This is a genomic window from Paroceanicella profunda (genome assembly GCF_005887635.2).
In the GTDB taxonomy this organism is placed as follows: domain Bacteria; phylum Pseudomonadota; class Alphaproteobacteria; order Rhodobacterales; family Rhodobacteraceae; genus Paroceanicella; species Paroceanicella profunda.
In genome coordinates, this window is sequence record NZ_CP040818.1 from 642700 (window position 1) to 660428 (window position 17729).

Consider the following 17729-nt stretch of genomic DNA (forward strand, 5'->3'; position numbering starts at 1 on the left):
GGCCGTCACGCCCCGCCCAGCATCCGGCGCAGGCGCTTCACGCGCTTGCGCACCGAGCGGGCGAGGCGCTCGGGCAGGCTGCGCGGGCGGCGCGGCTTGGTGGGGTCGTCCACGTGGCGTTCCCAGCCGATGTGGCGCACGGCCGGGTTGCCCAGCACGGCGTAGCGGAAGCCGCGCTTGCGGAACCAGTAGGAGATGTCCTCCTCGCCGCCGATCGCCTCGATCGGCGCTGCGGCGCGGAAATCGGAGAGGCGGCGCAGGCCGGGGTTGAAGGAATAGCCGAAATATTCCGGGTGCAGGCGGGTGTCGAGCGGGTAGCAGGCCACGCCGCCTACCTCCTCCAGCACGGAGGCGCGCACCAGCGGGTTCAGCTCCTTCAGGTCGCGCAGGCTGACCATGGAGATGTCCGGCCGGGCCTCCAGGATGCGGGCGCTCTCCGCGATGAAGCCCTTGCGGAAGAACTCCCAGTCATCCTCGCAGTGGAAGATGTAGGGGGTGTCGATGGTGGCATAGACCCGGTCGATGGAGGCCATCTGGCCCAGTCGGCCTTCGTTCACCATCACCCGCACCGGCACGGACTGGCGCGCCGCCACCTCGCGCACGCGGGTGTCGCCGCCGTCCTCGATCACCACGATCTCCGCCGGGGGCACGTCGAGATGATCGATGAGCGAGCGCAGCGTGGCGTCGAGCAGGTCGAAGCGGCCACAGCTGGTCAGGGCCACGGTGTAGACAACCCCGCCCGCCTCCGGTACACCGCCCTTTGTCATCAAGAAGCCCCCCTTCGGCCCGATTGCGGACCCCTATTAGATGGTTCACTCCCCAGCAGGCAAGGCTCCGCTGAGCTGCTACATCCGGACGCTGAACGAGGAGCGCCGCATCGCCGACGTGGTCCGCGCCGCCCTGCGCGTGGCCGACGAGGTGATCGTGGTGGACTCCGGCTCCACCGACCGGACGCTGGAGCTGGCCGCCGCCGAGGGCGCGCGGATCGTGCACCAGCCCTTCCTCGGCCAGGGGTTCCAGAAGCGCGTGGGCGAGGAGGCCGCCCGGCATGACTGGCTGCTGGACCTCGACGCCGACGAGGTGGTGCCCCCCGCCCTCGCCGCAGAGATCTCCGCGCTGTTCGAGGCCGGTGCGCCGGAGGGGCCCGTCTATGCCCTGCCGATGATCATCTGCCCGCCCGACGGCCCGGCCTGGGAGGGCTTCTCCATCTCCTGGCGCAACAAGCTCTACGACCGCCGGAGCCTGCGCATGCCCGAGCACAAGCGCTACGACCAGCTGGAGCTGCCGCAGGGCGTGACACCGCGGCGGCTGGCCAACCCCATCCACCACTTCGCCTTCCGCGACGTCGCCAACCTGGTGGCGAAGATGAACGGCTCCAGTTCCCGCGGCGCGGAAGGGTCCCGGCGCAAGGGCCGGGGCGTGCTCGCGCTGCGCATCCTGTTCGGCATGCCGGCCTACATGTTCCAGCACGTGGTGCTGCGCGGACGGTGGCGCGGCGGGCTCTACGGGGTGAGCATCGGTACGGTACTCGCCTGGGGGCGATGGCTGCGCGATGTGAAGATGTATGAACTCCACCGTCGCGAGCAATGGCGGCGCCGGACTCCGCCCGAATGATCAACAATCGCAAGGCTTAGGCACAATTTCACCAACTGCTCGCTAAAGCAGCACTCGCGCGTGGGGGTATGTCGTTTTGTCGCGGTCTGCACGTTTTTCGGGTGCTCGGTGATTGTCTTTTGCTGCAATGCAGTCCAAAAGCCAAAAGAAAACTTTTTCCCCATAGGCGCTTCCGCAAGGGCCGCGCCGTCAGAAGAAGCGAGAGCCTCATGACCACGCCGAATGTAGCGCCGATCCCGGAGCTGTATGTGTCCTACGACAGCGCCGCAAAGCTGAAGCTGGAAGCTGCGGAGCTTTTCTCCATCGACCTTACTCCGCGCCAGCTCTGCGATCTTGAGCTGCTGATGAACGGCGGGTTCTACCCCCTCAAGGGCTTCCTTTCCGAGGCGGATTACAACGGCGTGGTCGAGAACATGCGCCTGGCGGACGGCTCGCTCTGGCCGATGCCGATCACGCTGGACGTGTCCGAGGAACTGGCGGCCAAGGTCGAGCCCGGCCAGGACGTGGCCCTGCGCGACCAGGAAGGCGTGATCCTCGCGATCATGTCGATCTCCGACAAGTGGGAGCCGAACAAGGCCCTCGAGGCCGAGAAGGTCTTCGGCGCCGACGATGTCGCCCACCCGGCGGTGAACTACCTGCACAACACCGCAGGCAAGATCTACCTCGGCGGCCCGATCACCGGCATCCAGCAGCCGATCCACTACGATTTCCGCGCCCGCCGCGACACGCCCAACGAGCTGCGCGCCTATTTCCGCAAGATGGGCTGGCGCAAGATCGTCGCCTTCCAGACCCGCAACCCGCTGCACCGCGCGCACCAGGAACTCACCTTCCGCGCCGCGAAGGACGCGCAGGCCAACCTGCTCATCCACCCGGTGGTGGGCATGACCAAGGCCGGCGACATCGACCACTTCACCCGCGTGCGCTGCTACGAGGCCGTGCTGGACAAGTACCCGGCCGCCACCACGCACATGTCGCTGCTGAACCTCGCCATGCGCATGGCCGGCCCGCGCGAGGCCGTGTGGCACGGCCTGATCCGCCGCAACCACGGCTGCACGCACATCATCGTCGGCCGCGACCATGCCGGCCCGGGCAAGAACTCCGCCGGTGAGGACTTCTACGGTCCCTACGAGGCGCAGGAGCTGTTCCGCGCCCACCAGTCCGAGATCGGCTGCGAGATGGTCGACTTCAAGCAGATGGTCTACGTGCAGGAGCGCGCCCAGTACGAGCCGGCCGACGAGATCGAGGAGGGTGTCACCGTCCTCAACATCTCCGGCACCGAGCTGCGCCGCCGCCTGGTGGAAGGTCTCGAGATCCCCGAGTGGTTCTCCTTCCCCGAGGTGGTGACCGAGCTGCGCAAGACCAAGCCGCCGCGGGCCCAGCAGGGCTTCACGGTGTTCCTGACCGGCCTCTCCGGCTCGGGCAAGTCCACCATCGCGAACGCGCTCATGGTCAAGCTGATGGAAATGGGCGGCCGCCCGGTGACGCTGCTCGACGGCGACGTGGTGCGCAAGCACCTGTCCTCGGAGCTCGGCTTCTCCAAGGAGCACCGCGACATCAACATCAAGCGGATCGGCTACGTGGCCTCCGAGATCACCAAGAACGGCGGCATCGCGATCTGTGCGCCGATCGCGCCCTACACCGCGACCCGCCGTGCCGTGCGCGAGATGATCGAGGCCTACGGCGCCTTCGTCGAGACCTATGTCGCGACCACCCTGGAAGAGTGCGAGAAGCGTGACCGCAAGGGCCTCTACAAGCTCGCCCGCGAAGGCAAGATCAAGGAGTTCACCGGCATCTCGGACCCCTACGAGGAGCCCCAGAAGCCGGAGCTGCGCATCGACACCCAGGGCACGGACGTGGACTTCTGCGCCCAGCAGGTGATCCTGAAGCTCGAGCAGATGGGCCTGATCGGCTCCGAGCGCTGATCTCCGCCGCCTGACGGCATCTCCGGCCCCGGCCGGAACAGGCCCGCGCAGCCACCCGGCCGCGCGGGCCTTGCTTTTGTGCCGGCCCCCGGCAATGCTCCGCGGATAGCGGGGGGGGGGGTAGCGTACATGGCGCGTGGCATCACACTTGTCGGCGGAAGCCGGAACGATACGCTGGTCGGCGGAAATGACGACGACAGCATCTGGGGCTGGGGGGGAAACGACGTTCTCACCGGCAAGCAAGGCGACGACATCCTCGTCGCCGGCTTCGGAAACGACATCCTGTTCGGCGGGGCCGGGGATGACCTGCTGTACGGCGATGCAGGGCTGGACACGATCTACGGAGGCGACGGCGATGACGTGCTCCTCGGCGGCCCGGGCGGCGATGCGCTCTACGGCGATGCCGGAAACGATATCTTCGTCGGCTACGAAACATACGGGGTCGGCCCGAACACCATCGACGGCGGGGCAGGCTTCGACGTGCTCTCCTGGCAGGACGCCGTGGAAAGCCTCGCCTTCCGGGTCGATCTCGGGGCCGGCCTGCTCTCATCGGCCCGCGCACCCGCGACAGCTTCACCGGCATCGAGGCGGTGGTCGGCACGTTCGGAGACGACGTGTTCATCGGCGGCACCGATCTCAGCGTCTTCTACGGCGGCGGCGGCGACAGCTACTTCTACGCCGACGAGGAGCGCAGCCCCTACCACGACCCCGACACGGCGGACTTCTCCGCCGTAACCACCTCGCTGCGCTATGATCCGAGCCGGGATTACATCCGCATCGCCGGCCATGCCGGCGCCATGGTGATGGAAGGCATCGACGCGGTCATCGGCTCGGCCACCGGGCGGAACCACTACACCACGACCGGCACCTCCTCGGAGTTCTACGGCGGCGCGGCGGCTGACCTCTTCGTTACCCGCCAGGCATCGAGCACGCTGTTCGGCGGGGCGGGCGACGACCGGTTCATCAGTCGCGACATCGGGATCAGCGCCCTCCACGGCGGTGCCGGCGACGATTACTTCCGCGTGGATCGCGGCACGCATGCGCTCGTTTACGGAGGCATCGGGGACGATCGCGTGGTCAGGTCGCTGCGCAACCTGGATGCCGATCTCGGCGGCGACGGAGATGACGGCCTGCGGCTCGGTGGCGCCGAGGCGGCACCGGCCTTCCTTGCCGGCGGTGACGGCGACGACCAGCTGCGGCTCGACTGGGGCGAGGTGCACGGCCAGGCCGGAGATGACCGGATCATCGGCGGCAGCGGCCCGCTCTACGGCGAGATCGGCAATGACCGCATCGTGGGCACAGGCCATATCTACGGCGGCGCCGGCAACGACACTCTCGAGACGCCCTGGCGCTCGCAGCAGCAGGAGCTCGGCCTCACCGCCTGGCTCTACGGTGGCAGCGGCAACGACACGCTGCTCAACGCGGGCCACCAGTACGGGGGCGCGGGCAACGACTACCTGACCCTGCGCATCGACGGCACCTATGCCGAGGGCGGCACCGGGGCCGACCGGTTCGAGATCTACGTCGACGCGGGCGCCGCCACAGCCGCCATCACCATCGGGGATTTCGACGCGGGCGCGGACAGCCTGCGGCTGCGCGGTGACCACGGCACGCCCTGGCGCGTCACCTCCTTCGACGAGGCGCAGTCGACAGAACAGGTCGGCGATGACACGGTGATCCGCTTCCGCGCCCCGGACGGCTATGCCCAGCCCGGTGGCATGGTCCTCACCCTGCAGGATTTCGACATGTCCCTGCTGAGCGACGACCTGCTCGCCTGAGCGGAGCGCACGCGCCTTTCGGCGCGGTGAAGCCGGGTGCCCGCCGGGCCCCGGAGGGGGCGCGGCGAGCGCCGAGCGGGGGCTCGATGCCCCCCGAGGGGCTGTCCCCGGCCGGGCTCAGCGCTCCGGCGTGCCGTCCCAGGGCCGCGGCGGCGGACCGGCGGGGCGCGGCGGCGCCTCCTCCGCTCCGGCCAGCATCCCCATTGTCGCCCCGCCGGCCGAGGCGGCGGAGCCGGTCACGAACACCACCTTGCCGCCGGCCTCGGCGGCGGCGGTCACCGCTTCCATCTCGTTGATCGAGATGAAGAACTGCAGCCCGGCTTCCGGCCCCAGCCCGGTCTCGCCGCTGAACAGCTTCAGCGCCTCGGCATTGCCCTCGGCCACCGTCTTGCGGAAGCGGGCGTAGGCCTCGCCCTTGATCTGCAGCGCCTCGCCGTCGGCATTGGCGCGGGCGACCATGCGGATGCGCTCCGCCTCGCCTTCATTGGTCGCCGCCTCGCGCAGCCGTTCGGAGGAGATCACCCGGTCGAAGGCCGCGCGCAGCTCCGCGGAGGGCTGCGGGTCGTCCACCAGCACGTTCTCGATATGATAGCCGAAGCCGGACATCCGCTCGGTCAGGGTCGCCTCGATCTCGGTCTCGAAGAAGTCGCGCGAGCGGAACAGCGCGTCGAAGGGCTGCGAGGAGGCCGAGGAGCGCACCTGGTTGACCACGTAGGAGCGGATCTGGTCGGCGGGGTATTCCAGCAGGTAGTAGGCGTCGCGTTCCGCGCCCTGCTTCACCCGGTACTGCACCCGGATGGGCACCACGACGAAGGCGTTGTCGGAGCTCTTCACCTCCACCTCCTCGCCGATCTCGCGCAGCTTGGTGGAGAAATTCGCCGTGGCGTGCTGGATCGGCCAGGGCAGCTTGAACGAGAGGCCGGCCTTCCGCACGCTGGAGAACCTGCCGAATGTCTCGATCATGCGCACGTGCCGCTCCCGGGTGATGACGATCATCGATGCGGCGAGGGCCAGCACGGCGCCCCCCGCGAGGATCAGGACGGCGAGGTTTTCGGCGAGCATGACACGGCCCTTTCTGCGACGGGAAAGCCTGGGGCCCGGATCATCGCGGTGCGGCCCGTGCGGCGCAACCTCGAAGCCGAGGACGCCTCTGCCCCCGGGGCGCCCGGCCGAGGCCGCGGAGCCGCCGGTCGCCGGGGCCGCCCGCCCCCGAAGCCGCGGAACCACCCGATGCCAGGGCTGCCCCCGGGCCCGCGGAACCACCGGGCGTCCCCCCGCCCGACGTCGCTGAGCCACCCGCCGCCGCGACGGCTTGCACGACGGTTCCGGGGCGGGACGGGCCCTCCGGCGGTTCGGCCGGAGGGGCGGCGGCCTCTCCCGGGGCGGCCTGCCCTAGCCGGTCCCGCGGGGGGCGGCGCGGGCGGCTCAGCGCGCCTCGGCCAGGGAGGCGCTGCTGTCGGGGTCCTCCGGGTCGATCACACGGCGGGCGCCGGCGGCGGCGGCCTGCTTCTCCGCATCGGTGAGAACCCGGTCTCCCACCCGGTCGGGGATGTGAACGGTCACCTCGCGGTGGGCGAACTTGATGCCGTTTTCGGCGAACACCTCGCGGATACGCTGGTAGACCAGCTTGCGCGTGGTCCACTGGTCGCCCGGGCGGGTCATGAACTTCACCCGCACGATCATCGCGCTGTCCTCCATCATGTAGACGCCCTGGCTCTTGAGCGGCTGCACGAACTTGCGGCCCTCCAGCGGATGCTCCAGCAGCTCCTGGCCCAGTTTCTTGATCACCTTGCGCAGCTTGTCCACGTCGGTGTCATAGGTCAGGCGCAGCGGCAGTTTCATCATCACCCAGTCGCGCGAGTAGTTGGTGAGGTGGCGGATCTCGCCGAAGGGGATGGTGTTGAGCGCGCCCAGGTGGTGGCGCAGCTGGAAGGAGCGGAGCGAGATCTTCTCCACCGTGCCCTTCACCTCGCCCACGTCGATGTACTCGCCCTTGCGGAAGGCGTCGTCGAGCAGGAAGAACATGCCCGAGAGGATGTCGCGCACCAGCGTCTGGCTGCCGAAGCCGATGGCAAGGCCCACCACGCCGGCACCGGCGAAGAGCGGCGCCACGTTCACCCCGAGCTGTGCCGCCACGATCAGCGCCACGGCGGCGAAGACGGTGATCAGCACGAAGCTGCGCACCAGCGGCAGCAGCGTGCCGAGCCGGCTGACGGCGCCCGCGGCCCCGCCTTCGTCGCCCGGCTCCGCGGGCATGTCGTAGACGCCCTCCTCGCGGATCCGCCTGTCCATCCAGATGCGCACGGCGTGAAAGAACACGTAGCCGAGGAAGACGGTGTCGATGATGTCCCCGGTAAGGTTCCAGAACGACCCCTCGTCCATGATCTCCGGGCCCACCCACAGCCGCACCAGCAGCCAGGCGGAGATGCCGAGCGCGAGCAGCGAGGCCGCCCGGCGGGCGAGGTCCTCGAAGCTGTTCAGCCCGTGGCGCGGGCCCGGCACGACCTCCTCGGGGAACGGGCGGTGCAGCACCGTGCCGCCGCCCTCCTCGTCGCCGTCGCCGTCCATGTCGCTCTCGTCGCCCTCCCAGGCGGCGGTGGCCGTGTCCTCGGCCTCGCGCGCGGCGGCGGCCCGGCGCGCCTCCGCGGCGGCACGGTTGATGCGCGCGACGCGGCGGGTGTGCACGAAGACCCGCTCCACCGCGAACATGATGATCGCGTAGACGATGAGCGAGATCAGGAACACCCAGAAGCCGGAGACGATGCCCGGCACGCCCGGCAGGCCCATCACCTCGCGGTAACTCGCCATCGCCCAGGAGAACACGAGGTAGAGCACCGCCGCCGGCGCCCAGAGCCGTGAGGCGATGACCACCAGCCAGGCGGCTTCCCGCCGCGGCCGGCCGGCGAGGATGGCCTCCGACACCGCGTCGCGGTTGCTCACCAGCATCACGATCAGCACCAGGGTGCTGATCACCCCGAAGCTCACCCGCACCAGGCTCAGCGCCTCCGCGCTCACCCCCACCAGCTCGAGCCAGAGCTGGATGCCGGTGAGCCCCACCACCACCCAGGTGACGCCCGACAGCCAGTAGTACATCCGGATGGCCTGCGCGTCGGAGAGCCGGGGAATGCGGTACCGCGGCAGGTAGGGCGAGACGATCATCCGCCAGGTGGTGTCCACCGCCACGATCACCGCGTAGGAGCCGAGCAGCACCAGCGCGGTGCGCAAGGTGACATGCTGCCGGTCGAAGAAGAACACGCCGAGCCCGATCGTCACCATCAGGGTGATGAGCAGCGCCACCAGCGTGAGCCCGAGCCGCAGCGCCAGCACCGGCAGCTTCTCCACGATGCCGTCCGGGTCCGGCCGTTGCACGCTCACCATGATCGGGCGGGCCACGTAGGCGGCATAGAGGGAGGTGACCGCGCGTCCGATGATCAGCAGGATGGCGATGAACACCGCCACGGCGACGAAGAACAGCGGGTCGCCGCCCGGCGCGGCGGAGCGGATGGCGCGCAGGATCTCGCTGCCGGCCCCGGGCGCCGCGGAGAGCACCCGCTCCGCGCGCTGGCGGAACACGTCCACCCGCTCGGACGCCACGTCGATCATCGCGCCGGCATCGCTGCCGCTGATCCGGCCATAGGCCTCCAGCGAGGAGGAGCGCAGGGCGCCCCCGTCCGCCGCCGGCAGGCCCGCGCCTCCCCCGGCCTGCGCGGGGGCAAGCGCGGCCGGCGGGGCGCCCTGCGCCCCACCCTGCGGCCGCGGCGCGGGGGCGGTGCCCGGGGCAGGCGTGTCCGCGGAGGTGGTCGGGCCGAGCGCGCGATACCCCCCGGCCGCATCGGGGGCCCCGCCCTGCTGCGCCGTTGCCGCGCCGGCTGCCGCCAGCGCCGCCCACAGGCCCACCAGCACCACAAGGACCACCCCGTGCAGGAACTTCATGCCTTGCGACCCTTTCCTTTTCCGCGCCCCGGCCCAACATGGTCCGGAGCGTTCCTGGTGAGGAATACAGCGGCCGGGGCACACAGGATAGGCAAACTGCCACAGTCTGCCCAGTACAGTCGCCTCCCGGGCGCGGATGCAGAAAATCGTTGCCTTGCGGGCACGCGCCCGGCATGACTCGGGCTCGGGGAGGCGTCGCCGCGCTTGTCGCTAAGGGGGACCGGAACGACCATGGATGGATCGTCCGCACTGGCAAACGGTCGCGCGCCCGCCGCTCGACGCGTGTTGCTCTACAGCCATGACACGTTCGGGCTCGGCCATCTGCGCCGGTCGCGGACGATTGCACAGGCCCTGGTCGCCGATGACCCGGACCTGTCGGCGCTCATCGTCACCGGCTCGCCCATCGCCGGGCGGTTCGACTTCGCGGACCGGGTGGACCATGTCCGCCTGCCCGGCGTGGTGAAGCTGGCCGATGGCGAGTACGCCTCGCACAACCTGGGCATTCCGCTGCAGGAAACGGTGCGGCTGCGCTCCGAGATCATCTCGGCGACCGACCACGCCTTCCACCCGGACCTGCTGATCGTGGACAAGGAGGCCTGGGGCTTCCGCAACGAGCTAGGCCCCACGCTGGAAGCCGCGCGCGCGCGCGGCGCACGCATCGTGCTCGGCATCCGCGACGTGCTCGACGAGCCCGAGGCCCTGCGCGCCGAATGGCAGCGCAAGGGGCACATGGAGGCGATCCGGCGCTACTACGACGAGATCTGGATCTACGGCCTGCCGGAGATCTGCCGCCCGCTGGAGGGGCTCGGCCTGCCCGCACGCTGGGAGGAGGAGGACCGCCTCGTCTACACCGGCTACCTGCGGCGCGAGCCGCCGGACTGGCCGGAGATCGGCACCCGCCCGTCCGACAAGCCCTACATCCTGGTGACCACCGGCGGCGGCGGCGACGGCACCTACCTGGTGGACTGGGTGCTGAAGGCCTATGAGCAGGACGCCGGGCTCGATATCCCCGCCGTGCTGGTCTACGGCCCGTTCATGGCGCCCGACAGCCGCAGCGCCTTCGACCGCCGCGCCGCGAAACTGGGCAACCGCATCCGCGTGCTCTCCTTCGACAGCCGGCTGGAACGCTGGCTCGCGGAGGCGCATGGCGTGGTGGCCATGGGCGGCTACAACACGTTCTGCGAGATCCTGACCCTCGACAAGCCGGCGGTGATCATGCCCCGGGTGAACCCGCGCGAGGAGCAGCTGATCCGCGCCACCGCCGCCGAGAAGCTGGGCCTGGTGCGCATGCTCTACGGCCCGCGGGACGGCGAGGGGCCCGAGGTGATGGCCGCCGCCATCCGCGGATTGCGCGACCAGTCCCCCCCCGCGGCGCGGGCCCTGCCCGGCATGCTGGACGGGCTGGACATCGTCACCCGCCGCGTGCGCCTGCACCATGACCAGCCACTGGAGAGCAATACCCCTTGATCCCCTCCCCAGGACCCCGGCTCGCGGTGGTGGTCAAAGGCTACCCCCGCCTGTCAGAGACGTTTGTCGCCCAGGAGCTGCTCGCCCTCCAGGAGGCCGGTTTCGACTTCGAGATCTGGTCGCTGCGCGCGCCCTATGACGACCGCGAACACCCGATCCACGCCCGCATCCGCGCGCCGCGGCGCTATCTCTCGGAATACCTGCACGATGCGCCCCTGCGGGTGCTCGCCGCGCTGTGGCGGGCGCGCCGGCTGCCGGGCTTCGGCCGGGCGCTGGCGGACTGGCTGGGCGACCTGCGCCGCGACCCGACCCGCAACCGCGTGCGCCGCTTCGGCCAGGCGCTGGAACTGGCCACCGAGCTTCCCGCCGATATCGGCTTTCTCTACGTGCATTTCCTGCACACGCCGGCTTCCGTCACCCGCTACGCCGCCACGATGCGCGGGCTCGGCTGGGGCTTCTCCGCCCATGCGAAGGACATCTGGACCATCCCGGAGCGCGAGAAGCGCGAGAAGCTCGCCTCCGCCCGATTCGGCGTGACCTGCACCGCCTCGGGCGCCGCCCATCTGCGCGCGCTGGCGCCAGACCCCGGGCGCCTCAGCCTCGTCTACCACGGGCTCGACCTGTCGCGTTTTCCCGATCCGCCGGAGCGCGGGGCCCGGCAGGGCCCGCTGAAGCTGCTCTCCGTCGGGCGGCTGGTGGCCAAGAAGGGCTATGACGACCTGCTGGAGGCGCTGGCCCTGCTGCCCCCGGAGACCGACTGGCACTTCACCCATATCGGCGGTGGCGAACTGAAGGACACGCTGGCCGCGCGCGCCGCCGGTCTCGGCCTCGCGGACCGCATCACCTGGCTGGGCAAGCGCGACCAGGACGAGGTGGTGGCCGCGATGCGCGCCGCCGATCTTTTCGTGCTGCCCTCCAAGATCGCCGGCGACGGAGACCGCGACGGCCTGCCCAACGTGCTGATGGAGGCGGCGAGCCAGGGCCTGCCGATCCTCTCCACCGCCGTCTCCGCCATCCCCGAGTTCATCGAGGACGGCGTGCACGGCAGGTTGGTCCCCCCGGGAGACCCGCAGGCCCTGGCCGCCGCCCTCGCCGCAAGCGAAGCCTGCCCGCAGAACGCCAGCCGGATGGCCACGGCCGCCCGCCGGCGCCTCGTCGCGCAGTTCCGCATGGAGGCGGGCATCGACATCCTCGCCGCCCGGCTGCACGCCGCTCTGGGCACTGCCGGAACCGCGGCCGCCGGCGGAACGGAGGCCGGTGGAGCCGGGGGCGCCGGCGGAACAGCCGCTGCCGGACCGGCCGCCGGCACGGCAGCGCCCGGCACGGCAGCGCCCGGCACGGCAGCGCCCGGCACCCCTCCGTCTGGCAAACTGCCGTCCGGCAATCTACCGTCCGGCACCTCTCCGTCCGGCACCATGCTGTCCGGCACCATGCTGTCCGGCCCCTCACGATCGGGCACCCGACCGTCCGACACCGTGCCGCCCGGCCCTCCACCGCCCGACCCACCACCGTCCGACACCACGCCGTCCGGACCCTCACCATCCGGCACCCGACCGTCCGGCACGACAGCCACAGGCGAAGCGACCGCCGGCTCCGGCCCGGCCGGCGGGCCGCCCCGGGCCCTCGCCCCGGCCGCCTCCGCCCCTGCCGGCCCGACACCCGCCGCGAACGCCCCCTGCGGCGCCTCGGGCTCCGCCGCCGCGACACCCGCACCACCCGGGGGCGAGCGGACCAGCGCATGACACACGTCGCCTTCTACGCGCCGATGAAGGCGCCCGATTCCCCCACCCCCTCCGGGGACCGCGAGATTGCCCGGCTCACCCTGCTGGCGCTGACCGCGGCCGGGTTCCGCCCCGAACTGGCCTCGCGCCTGCGCAGCCGCGACGCGGCTGGCGATACCGCGGAGCAGGCCCGGCTGATCGCCCTCGCGGAGGCCGAGATCGACCGCCTGAAGCGGCTGTGGGAGCGGGATCCGCCGGCGCTGTGGTTCACCTATCACTGCTACTGGAAGGCGCCGGACCTGATCGGCCCGGCACTGGCACGGCACTTCGGCATTCCCTACGTGATCTCCGAGGCGATCCACTCCGAGCGCCGCATGGCGGGCCCCTGGGCCGATTTCGCCCACCGCGCCCGGGCGGCGCTGGATGCCGCCGACCTGCTGTACTGGACCACGCCGCGCGACCTGCCCGGGCTTTGCGAAGTGGCCCGGCCGGGGCAGCTGCGCGAGCTTCCGCCCTTCATCGACCCCGGCCCCGCCCCGCCCCCCGGGCCCGGCCCCGACGCGGCGGCCGGGCCGCGCCTGCTCACCGTCGCGATGATGCGCGAGGGCGACAAGCTGCGCTCCTACACCCGCCTGCGCGAGACGCTGGGCCACCTGCCCCGGCCCTGGAGCCTCACCATCGTGGGCGGCGGCCCCGCCGCGGCGGAGGTGGCGGCGCTGTTCGCGGGCCTGGAGGGCGTGACCTTCCACGGGCAGGAGAACGACCCGGCCCGGATGCGCCGGCTCTACGAGACCCATGACCTCTTCGTCTGGCCCGGTGTGGGCGAGGGCTTCGGCATGGTGTTCCTGGAGGCCCAGGCCGCCGGCCTGCCGGCGATCTGCGACAACCATTCCGGCCCCGCCACCGTGGTGCCCTTCCGCCCCCTGCCGGACCCGGCGGACCCCTCCGCCCTGGCCGCCGCCATCGCCGCCCTGCCGCGCGATGCCGACGCCCGGGCCGCGACCCGCGCCCATGTCCTCGCCCACCACGGGCTGGACGCGGCGGCGCGGAGCCTGCGCATCCAGCTCGGAGAGCTCATGACATGACCCCCACCTTCCCCACCACCCGCATCGCCCTGCTGCGCCATTTCCCCACCGAATGGAACGACGAGGGCCGCCTGCAGGGCCGCACCGACGTGCCGCTCTCCCCCGCCTCGCGCGCGGAAATCGCCACGCTGCGCCTGCCGGACGGCTGGGAGGAGGTGCCCGTCGTCTCCAGCCCTCTCGCACGCGCGATGGAGACCGCCCGCGCCATGGCCGGCGCCCGCGAGGTCCGCCCGGACCCGCGGCTGGTGGAGATGGATTTCGGCGGCTGGGAAGGGGCGGTGAGCGACGATCTCGTCGCCGACCCGGAGGTGGCCTTCGGGCCGGTGGAGACCTGGACCTGGCACCTGCGCCCGCCCGGCGGCGAGAGCCCGGCGGAGATGGCCGGGCGCCTGAAGCCCGCCCTCGCCGAAATCGCCGCCGCCGGCCCGGCGCTGGTGGTCTGCCACCGCGGGGTGATCCGCTGCCTGCTCGCTCTCGCCACCGGCTGGGACTATGCGAGCCCGGAGCCGTTCCGCATCCGCCGCGCCGCGATCCACGAGATCGAGGTCGCGCCGGACGGTACGCCCGTTGGCCTGTATCCGCCGGTGAAGCTCGTCCCCAGATGAGCACGCCGCGGGTTCTCATCGCGGTCAGCCACCTCACCGGCACCGGGCATTTCGTGCGCGCGCTGGCCATCGCCCGCGCGCTCAGCGCGCAAGGGGCGCGGCCGCTGCTGCTCGCGGGCGGGCGGCCCCTGCCCCATCTCGACACCGGGGGCGTGGAGATCGCCTGGCTGCCGCCGCTGATGGTCACCGGGCAGGATTATGCCACGCTCCGCCTGCCTGACGGCACCGCCGCGGACGCGGCCACCCTCGCCGCCCGCCGGGCGCAGGCGCTGGCGGTGCTGGCCCGCTTCGGGCCGGACGTGCTGGTGACCGAGACCTGGCCCTTCGGCCGCGGCAGCCTGCGCGCGGAGTTCGCCGCGCTCTCCGCCGCCGCGCCCGGCCGGCGCGCCGTGTCGCTGCGCGACATCCCCGAGCCGACGGACAAGCCCGACAAGCGCGCGCGCGCGGAGGCCGATCTCGCCGGGTTCGACGCCATCCTCGTGCATGGCGACCCGGCGCTGGGCCGGATGACAGACCATTGGCCGCTGTCGCCGGGGGCCGCGGCGCTGCTGCGCGAAACCGGGTTCGTGACCGCCCCGCTGCCCGCGCCCGCGCCCCCTTCCGGGGAGGTTCTCGTCTCGGTCGGCGGCGGGGCGACGGGGCGGCATCTTCTGGCCCTGGCGGCGGAGGCGGCGCGGGATTCCGCCCGGCCCTGGCGGCTGATGGTCGGCGGCGCGGACGCGGCGGAGGAAGCGGCCCGGCTGCGCGGCCTGGGCCCCGCCCTGGCCGAGCCCGCCCGGGCGGATTACCGCGCGCGGCTGCAGGGCGCCGCCTGTTCGGTGTCGCTGTGCGGCTACAACACCGCCACCGACCTCCTGCAATGCACGACACCGGCGGTTCTCGTGCCGCTCACCGAGGGGGGCGAGCGCGAGCAGCGCCTGCGCGCCGCGGCGCTGGAGCCCTTCGGCATGGCGCTGCTGGAGGGGGACGGGCTGAAACCCGCGCACCTGCTCGCGGCCGTCGAGACCGCCATCGCCCGCGGCCCCCGCACGCCCTCCGGCATCGACATGAACGGTGCCGCCCGCAGCGCGGAGATCCTGATCGCCCTCGCCGGACAGCCCCCCGCCTGAGCCCCGCGCGAACACTCCGCATGAGCTGCGCACTCGCTGCGCGCGGCGCCGCTGGCGCCGGTCGCAGGCGCGGCAGGCGGCCTTGCCCGGGGCCTTTCCGCCTTCCGGCCGGAACGTGGCTGTGCCCTTCCGAGCGGGCGGCGCCCACCCCCCGTGAGCGCCCGACAACGATGTCTCCGGCCATCCGGCCCTCGCCCGGGGCCTTCGGGGAAAAGGCGCGCCGCACGGGTGCGCCAGCGTCCATCGGGCGGGATGCTCGTCCGCCAGCCCCGAGGTTTCGCGAGGGTGAGGTTCGGTTCCGGTCTGGCGGGCGGACGCCAGCCCCCTGCCACAGGGCTCAAGGGGCCCCTCCGTCACCCTTCCGCCCGGGCGAACGGCCCGGGTTGCGCCCGGCACTCCCCCCGGGAGGGCGCGATGGCGATGCCGTGCGCCGCTCAGCCCTCGTCCGGGGCTTCACGATAAGCCGCTCACCACAGGAGGGACTGCGCCCACCCAGGGCCGGGCGCGGCCCTTCGCGACTGGCGGAGGCGTTGGGTCAGGGGGCTGATACACCCGGGGGCTGGCGGCCCGGATGTGGGGCTTCCCGGCCTCAGGCGCGCGGCCCGGAAAGACGAACCGCCCGTGACGCGGGGTCACGGGCGGTGGACAGGTCTCGCGGCGGGCGGAGGATCAGTCGCGCGGGATCACGCGCAGGCCGAGCTCGCGGAGCTGCTCATTGGTGGCCTCGGCCGGGGCCTGCATCATCAGGTCCTCGGCGCGCTGGTTCATCGGGAACATGATGACCTCGCGGATGTTCTCCGCATCGGCCAGCAGCATCACCATCCGGTCCACGCCGGGCGCGATGCCGCCATGCGGGGGGGCGCCATACCTGAACGCCGAGAGCATGCCGCCGAAATGCGCGTCCACGTGCTCCTTCGAGTAGCCGACGATCTCGAAGGCCTTGTACATGACCTCCGGCTTGTGGTTCCGGATCGCGCCCGAGGAGAGCTCGATGCCGTTGCACACGATGTCGTACTGGAAGCCCAGCACGTCGAGCGGGTTCATGGTCTCGAGCGCTTCGAGCCCCCCCTGCGGCATGGAGAACGGGTTGTGCGAGAAGTCGAGCTTCCCGCTGTCGGGGTCCTTCTCGTACATCGGGAAGTCGACGATCCAGCAGAAGTCGAAGCGGTCGGTGGCGGTGAGGCCCAGTTCCAGCCCGATCGCGTTGCGCGCCTTGCCCGCCACGGCCTCGAAGCTCGACGGCTGGCCGCCGAGGAAGAAGGCCGCGTCGCCCACGCCGAGGCCGAGCTGCTGGCGGATGGCCTCGGTGCGCTCCGGGCCGATGTTCTTCGCGAGCGGGCCTGCGGCGGCGGTCTCGCCGTTCTCCTCACGCCAGAAGATGTAGCCCATGCCGGGCAGACCCTCTTTCTGGGCGAAGGCGTTCATGCGGTCGCAGAACTTGCGGCTGCCGCCCCCGGGCGCGGGAATGGCGCGGATCTGCGTGCCCTCCTGCTCCAGCAGCGCCGCGAAGATCTTGAAGCCGGAGCCGGCGAAATGCTCGGAGACCACCTGCATTTTAATGGGGTTGCGCAGGTCGGGCTTGTCGGAGCCGTACCACAGCATGGAGTCGCGATAGGCGATGCGGGGGAATTCCGGGGTCACCGGCCGGCCGCCGCCGAACTCCTCGAACACGCCGCGCATCACCGGCTCGATGGCCCGGAACACGTCCTCCTGGGTGACGAAGCTCATCTCGATGTCGAGCTGGTAGAACTCGCCCGGGCTGCGGTCGGCGCGGGGGTCCTCGTCGCGGAAGCAGGGGGCGATCTGGAAGTAGCGGTCGAAGCCCGCGATCATGCACAGCTGCTTGAACTGCTGCGGCGCCTGCGGCAGGGCGTAGAACTTGCCCGGGTGCAGCCGCGACGGCACGAGGAAGTCGCGCGCGCCCTCGGGCGAGGAGGCGGTGAGGATCGGGGTCTGGAACTCGTTGAACCCCTGGTCGGTCATGCGGCGGCGCAAGCTGGAGATCACCTTCGAGCGCAGCATGATCGAGGAATGCAGCTTGTCGCGGCGCAGGTCGAGGAAGCGGTACTTGAGGCGGGTCTCCTCGGGGTACTCCTGGTCGCCGAACACCGGGAGGGGCAGCTCCTCGGCCGCGCCCAGCACCTCGAAGTCACGCACGAAGACCTCGATCTCGCCGGTGGGGAGCTTGGGGTTCACCAGCTCCGGCGCGCGGGCCTTCACCTCGCCGTCGATGCGGATCACCCATTCCGAGCGCACCTTTTCCACCCCGGCGAAGGCCGGGCTGTCGGGGTCGCAGAGCACCTGGGTGATGCCGTAATGGTCGCGCAGGTCGATGAACAGGATGCCGCCATGGTCGCGCACGCGGTGCACCCAGCCGGAGAGGCGGACGGTTGTGCCCACGTCGGCCTTGGTGAGCGCGGCGCAGGTGTGGGTGCGGTAGGCGTGCATGAGGGGTCTCCCCGAGGTGAGCGAAAGGTCGCCGCCGATACACCCTT

At 71.4% G+C, this 17729-nt stretch carries 11 protein-coding genes and 1 pseudogene; 8 read left to right on the plus strand and 4 right to left on the minus strand.

Annotated elements, in window-relative coordinates; translation table 11 throughout:
- Nucleotides 1–5: 5 nt before the first annotated feature.
- Nucleotides 6–767 (minus strand): glycosyltransferase family 2 protein, encoded by a 762-nt coding sequence (locus FDP22_RS02870; protein WP_138576375.1) that lies wholly within the window; start codon nucleotides 765–767, stop codon nucleotides 6–8.
- A gap of 40 nt (nucleotides 768–807) precedes the next feature.
- Between FDP22_RS02870 and FDP22_RS02875 the strand changes: the two genes are divergently transcribed.
- The 3 genes from FDP22_RS02875 (at nucleotide 808) to FDP22_RS02885 (ending at nucleotide 4271) form a co-directional block, all read left to right on the plus strand.
- Complete coding sequence (locus FDP22_RS02875; RefSeq protein ID WP_138576373.1) at nucleotides 808–1614, plus strand: glycosyltransferase family 2 protein; 807 nt, start codon at nucleotides 808–810, stop codon at nucleotides 1612–1614.
- A 209-nt stretch (nucleotides 1615–1823) separates the two neighbouring features.
- Complete coding sequence (locus FDP22_RS02880) at nucleotides 1824–3536, plus strand: bifunctional sulfate adenylyltransferase/adenylylsulfate kinase (protein WP_138576371.1); 1713 nt, start codon at nucleotides 1824–1826, stop codon at nucleotides 3534–3536.
- Between the two features lie 129 nt (nucleotides 3537–3665).
- Complete coding sequence (locus tag FDP22_RS02885; RefSeq protein WP_138576369.1) at nucleotides 3666–4271, plus strand: calcium-binding protein; 606 nt, start codon at nucleotides 3666–3668, stop codon at nucleotides 4269–4271.
- A 1160-nt stretch (nucleotides 4272–5431) separates the two neighbouring features.
- Here FDP22_RS02885 and FDP22_RS02890 read toward each other — a convergent pair.
- Together FDP22_RS02890 and FDP22_RS24700 are read right to left on the minus strand one after the other, a co-directional pair.
- A complete protein-coding gene (locus FDP22_RS02890; RefSeq protein ID WP_138576367.1) occupies nucleotides 5432–6376 on the minus strand; it encodes an SPFH domain-containing protein in 945 nt (314 codons plus the stop codon).
- 363 nt (nucleotides 6377–6739) lie between these two features.
- Nucleotides 6740–9247 carry a mechanosensitive ion channel family protein gene (locus FDP22_RS24700; RefSeq protein ID WP_239031852.1) on the minus strand — a complete coding sequence of 836 codons (2508 nt, stop codon included), beginning with the start codon at nucleotides 9245–9247 and terminating at the stop codon, nucleotides 6740–6742.
- 231 nt (nucleotides 9248–9478) lie between these two features.
- On the opposite strand from FDP22_RS24700, the gene FDP22_RS02900 reads away from it, so the two are divergent.
- The 5 genes and pseudogenes from FDP22_RS02900 to FDP22_RS02925 all read left to right on the plus strand — a co-directional run bounded on the left by FDP22_RS02900 (nucleotide 9479) and on the right by FDP22_RS02925 (nucleotide 15234).
- Entirely contained in the window at nucleotides 9479–10714 is a 1236-nt protein-coding gene (locus tag FDP22_RS02900) for a glycosyltransferase family protein (protein WP_138576365.1), read from the plus strand.
- Nucleotides 10714–11943 (plus strand): annotated as a pseudogene (locus FDP22_RS02905) (glycosyltransferase); the annotation flags it as partial. The gene FDP22_RS02900 and the pseudogene FDP22_RS02905, both read left to right, overlap by 1 nt.
- Nucleotides 11944–12452: 509 nt before the next feature.
- Nucleotides 12453–13520, plus strand: a complete 1068-nt coding sequence (locus FDP22_RS02915; RefSeq protein WP_138576363.1) for a glycosyltransferase — start codon at nucleotides 12453–12455, stop codon at nucleotides 13518–13520.
- The gene (locus FDP22_RS02920) at nucleotides 13517–14125 is read left to right on the plus strand and encodes a histidine phosphatase family protein (RefSeq protein WP_138576361.1); all 609 of its coding nucleotides are present in this window, start codon (nucleotides 13517–13519) and stop codon (nucleotides 14123–14125) included. Before FDP22_RS02915 ends, FDP22_RS02920 begins: the two co-directional genes overlap by 4 nt.
- Nucleotides 14122–15234 (plus strand): glycosyltransferase family protein, encoded by a 1113-nt coding sequence (locus FDP22_RS02925; RefSeq protein ID WP_143972237.1) that lies wholly within the window; start codon nucleotides 14122–14124, stop codon nucleotides 15232–15234. The genes FDP22_RS02920 and FDP22_RS02925 overlap by 4 nt, the downstream gene beginning before the upstream one ends.
- Nucleotides 15235–15903: 669 nt before the next feature.
- On the opposite strand, the gene aspS is transcribed toward FDP22_RS02925, so the two are convergent.
- Complete coding sequence (gene aspS, locus FDP22_RS02930; RefSeq protein WP_138576359.1) at nucleotides 15904–17682, minus strand: aspartate--tRNA ligase; 1779 nt, start codon at nucleotides 17680–17682, stop codon at nucleotides 15904–15906.
- Between the last annotated feature and the right edge of the window lie 47 nt (nucleotides 17683–17729).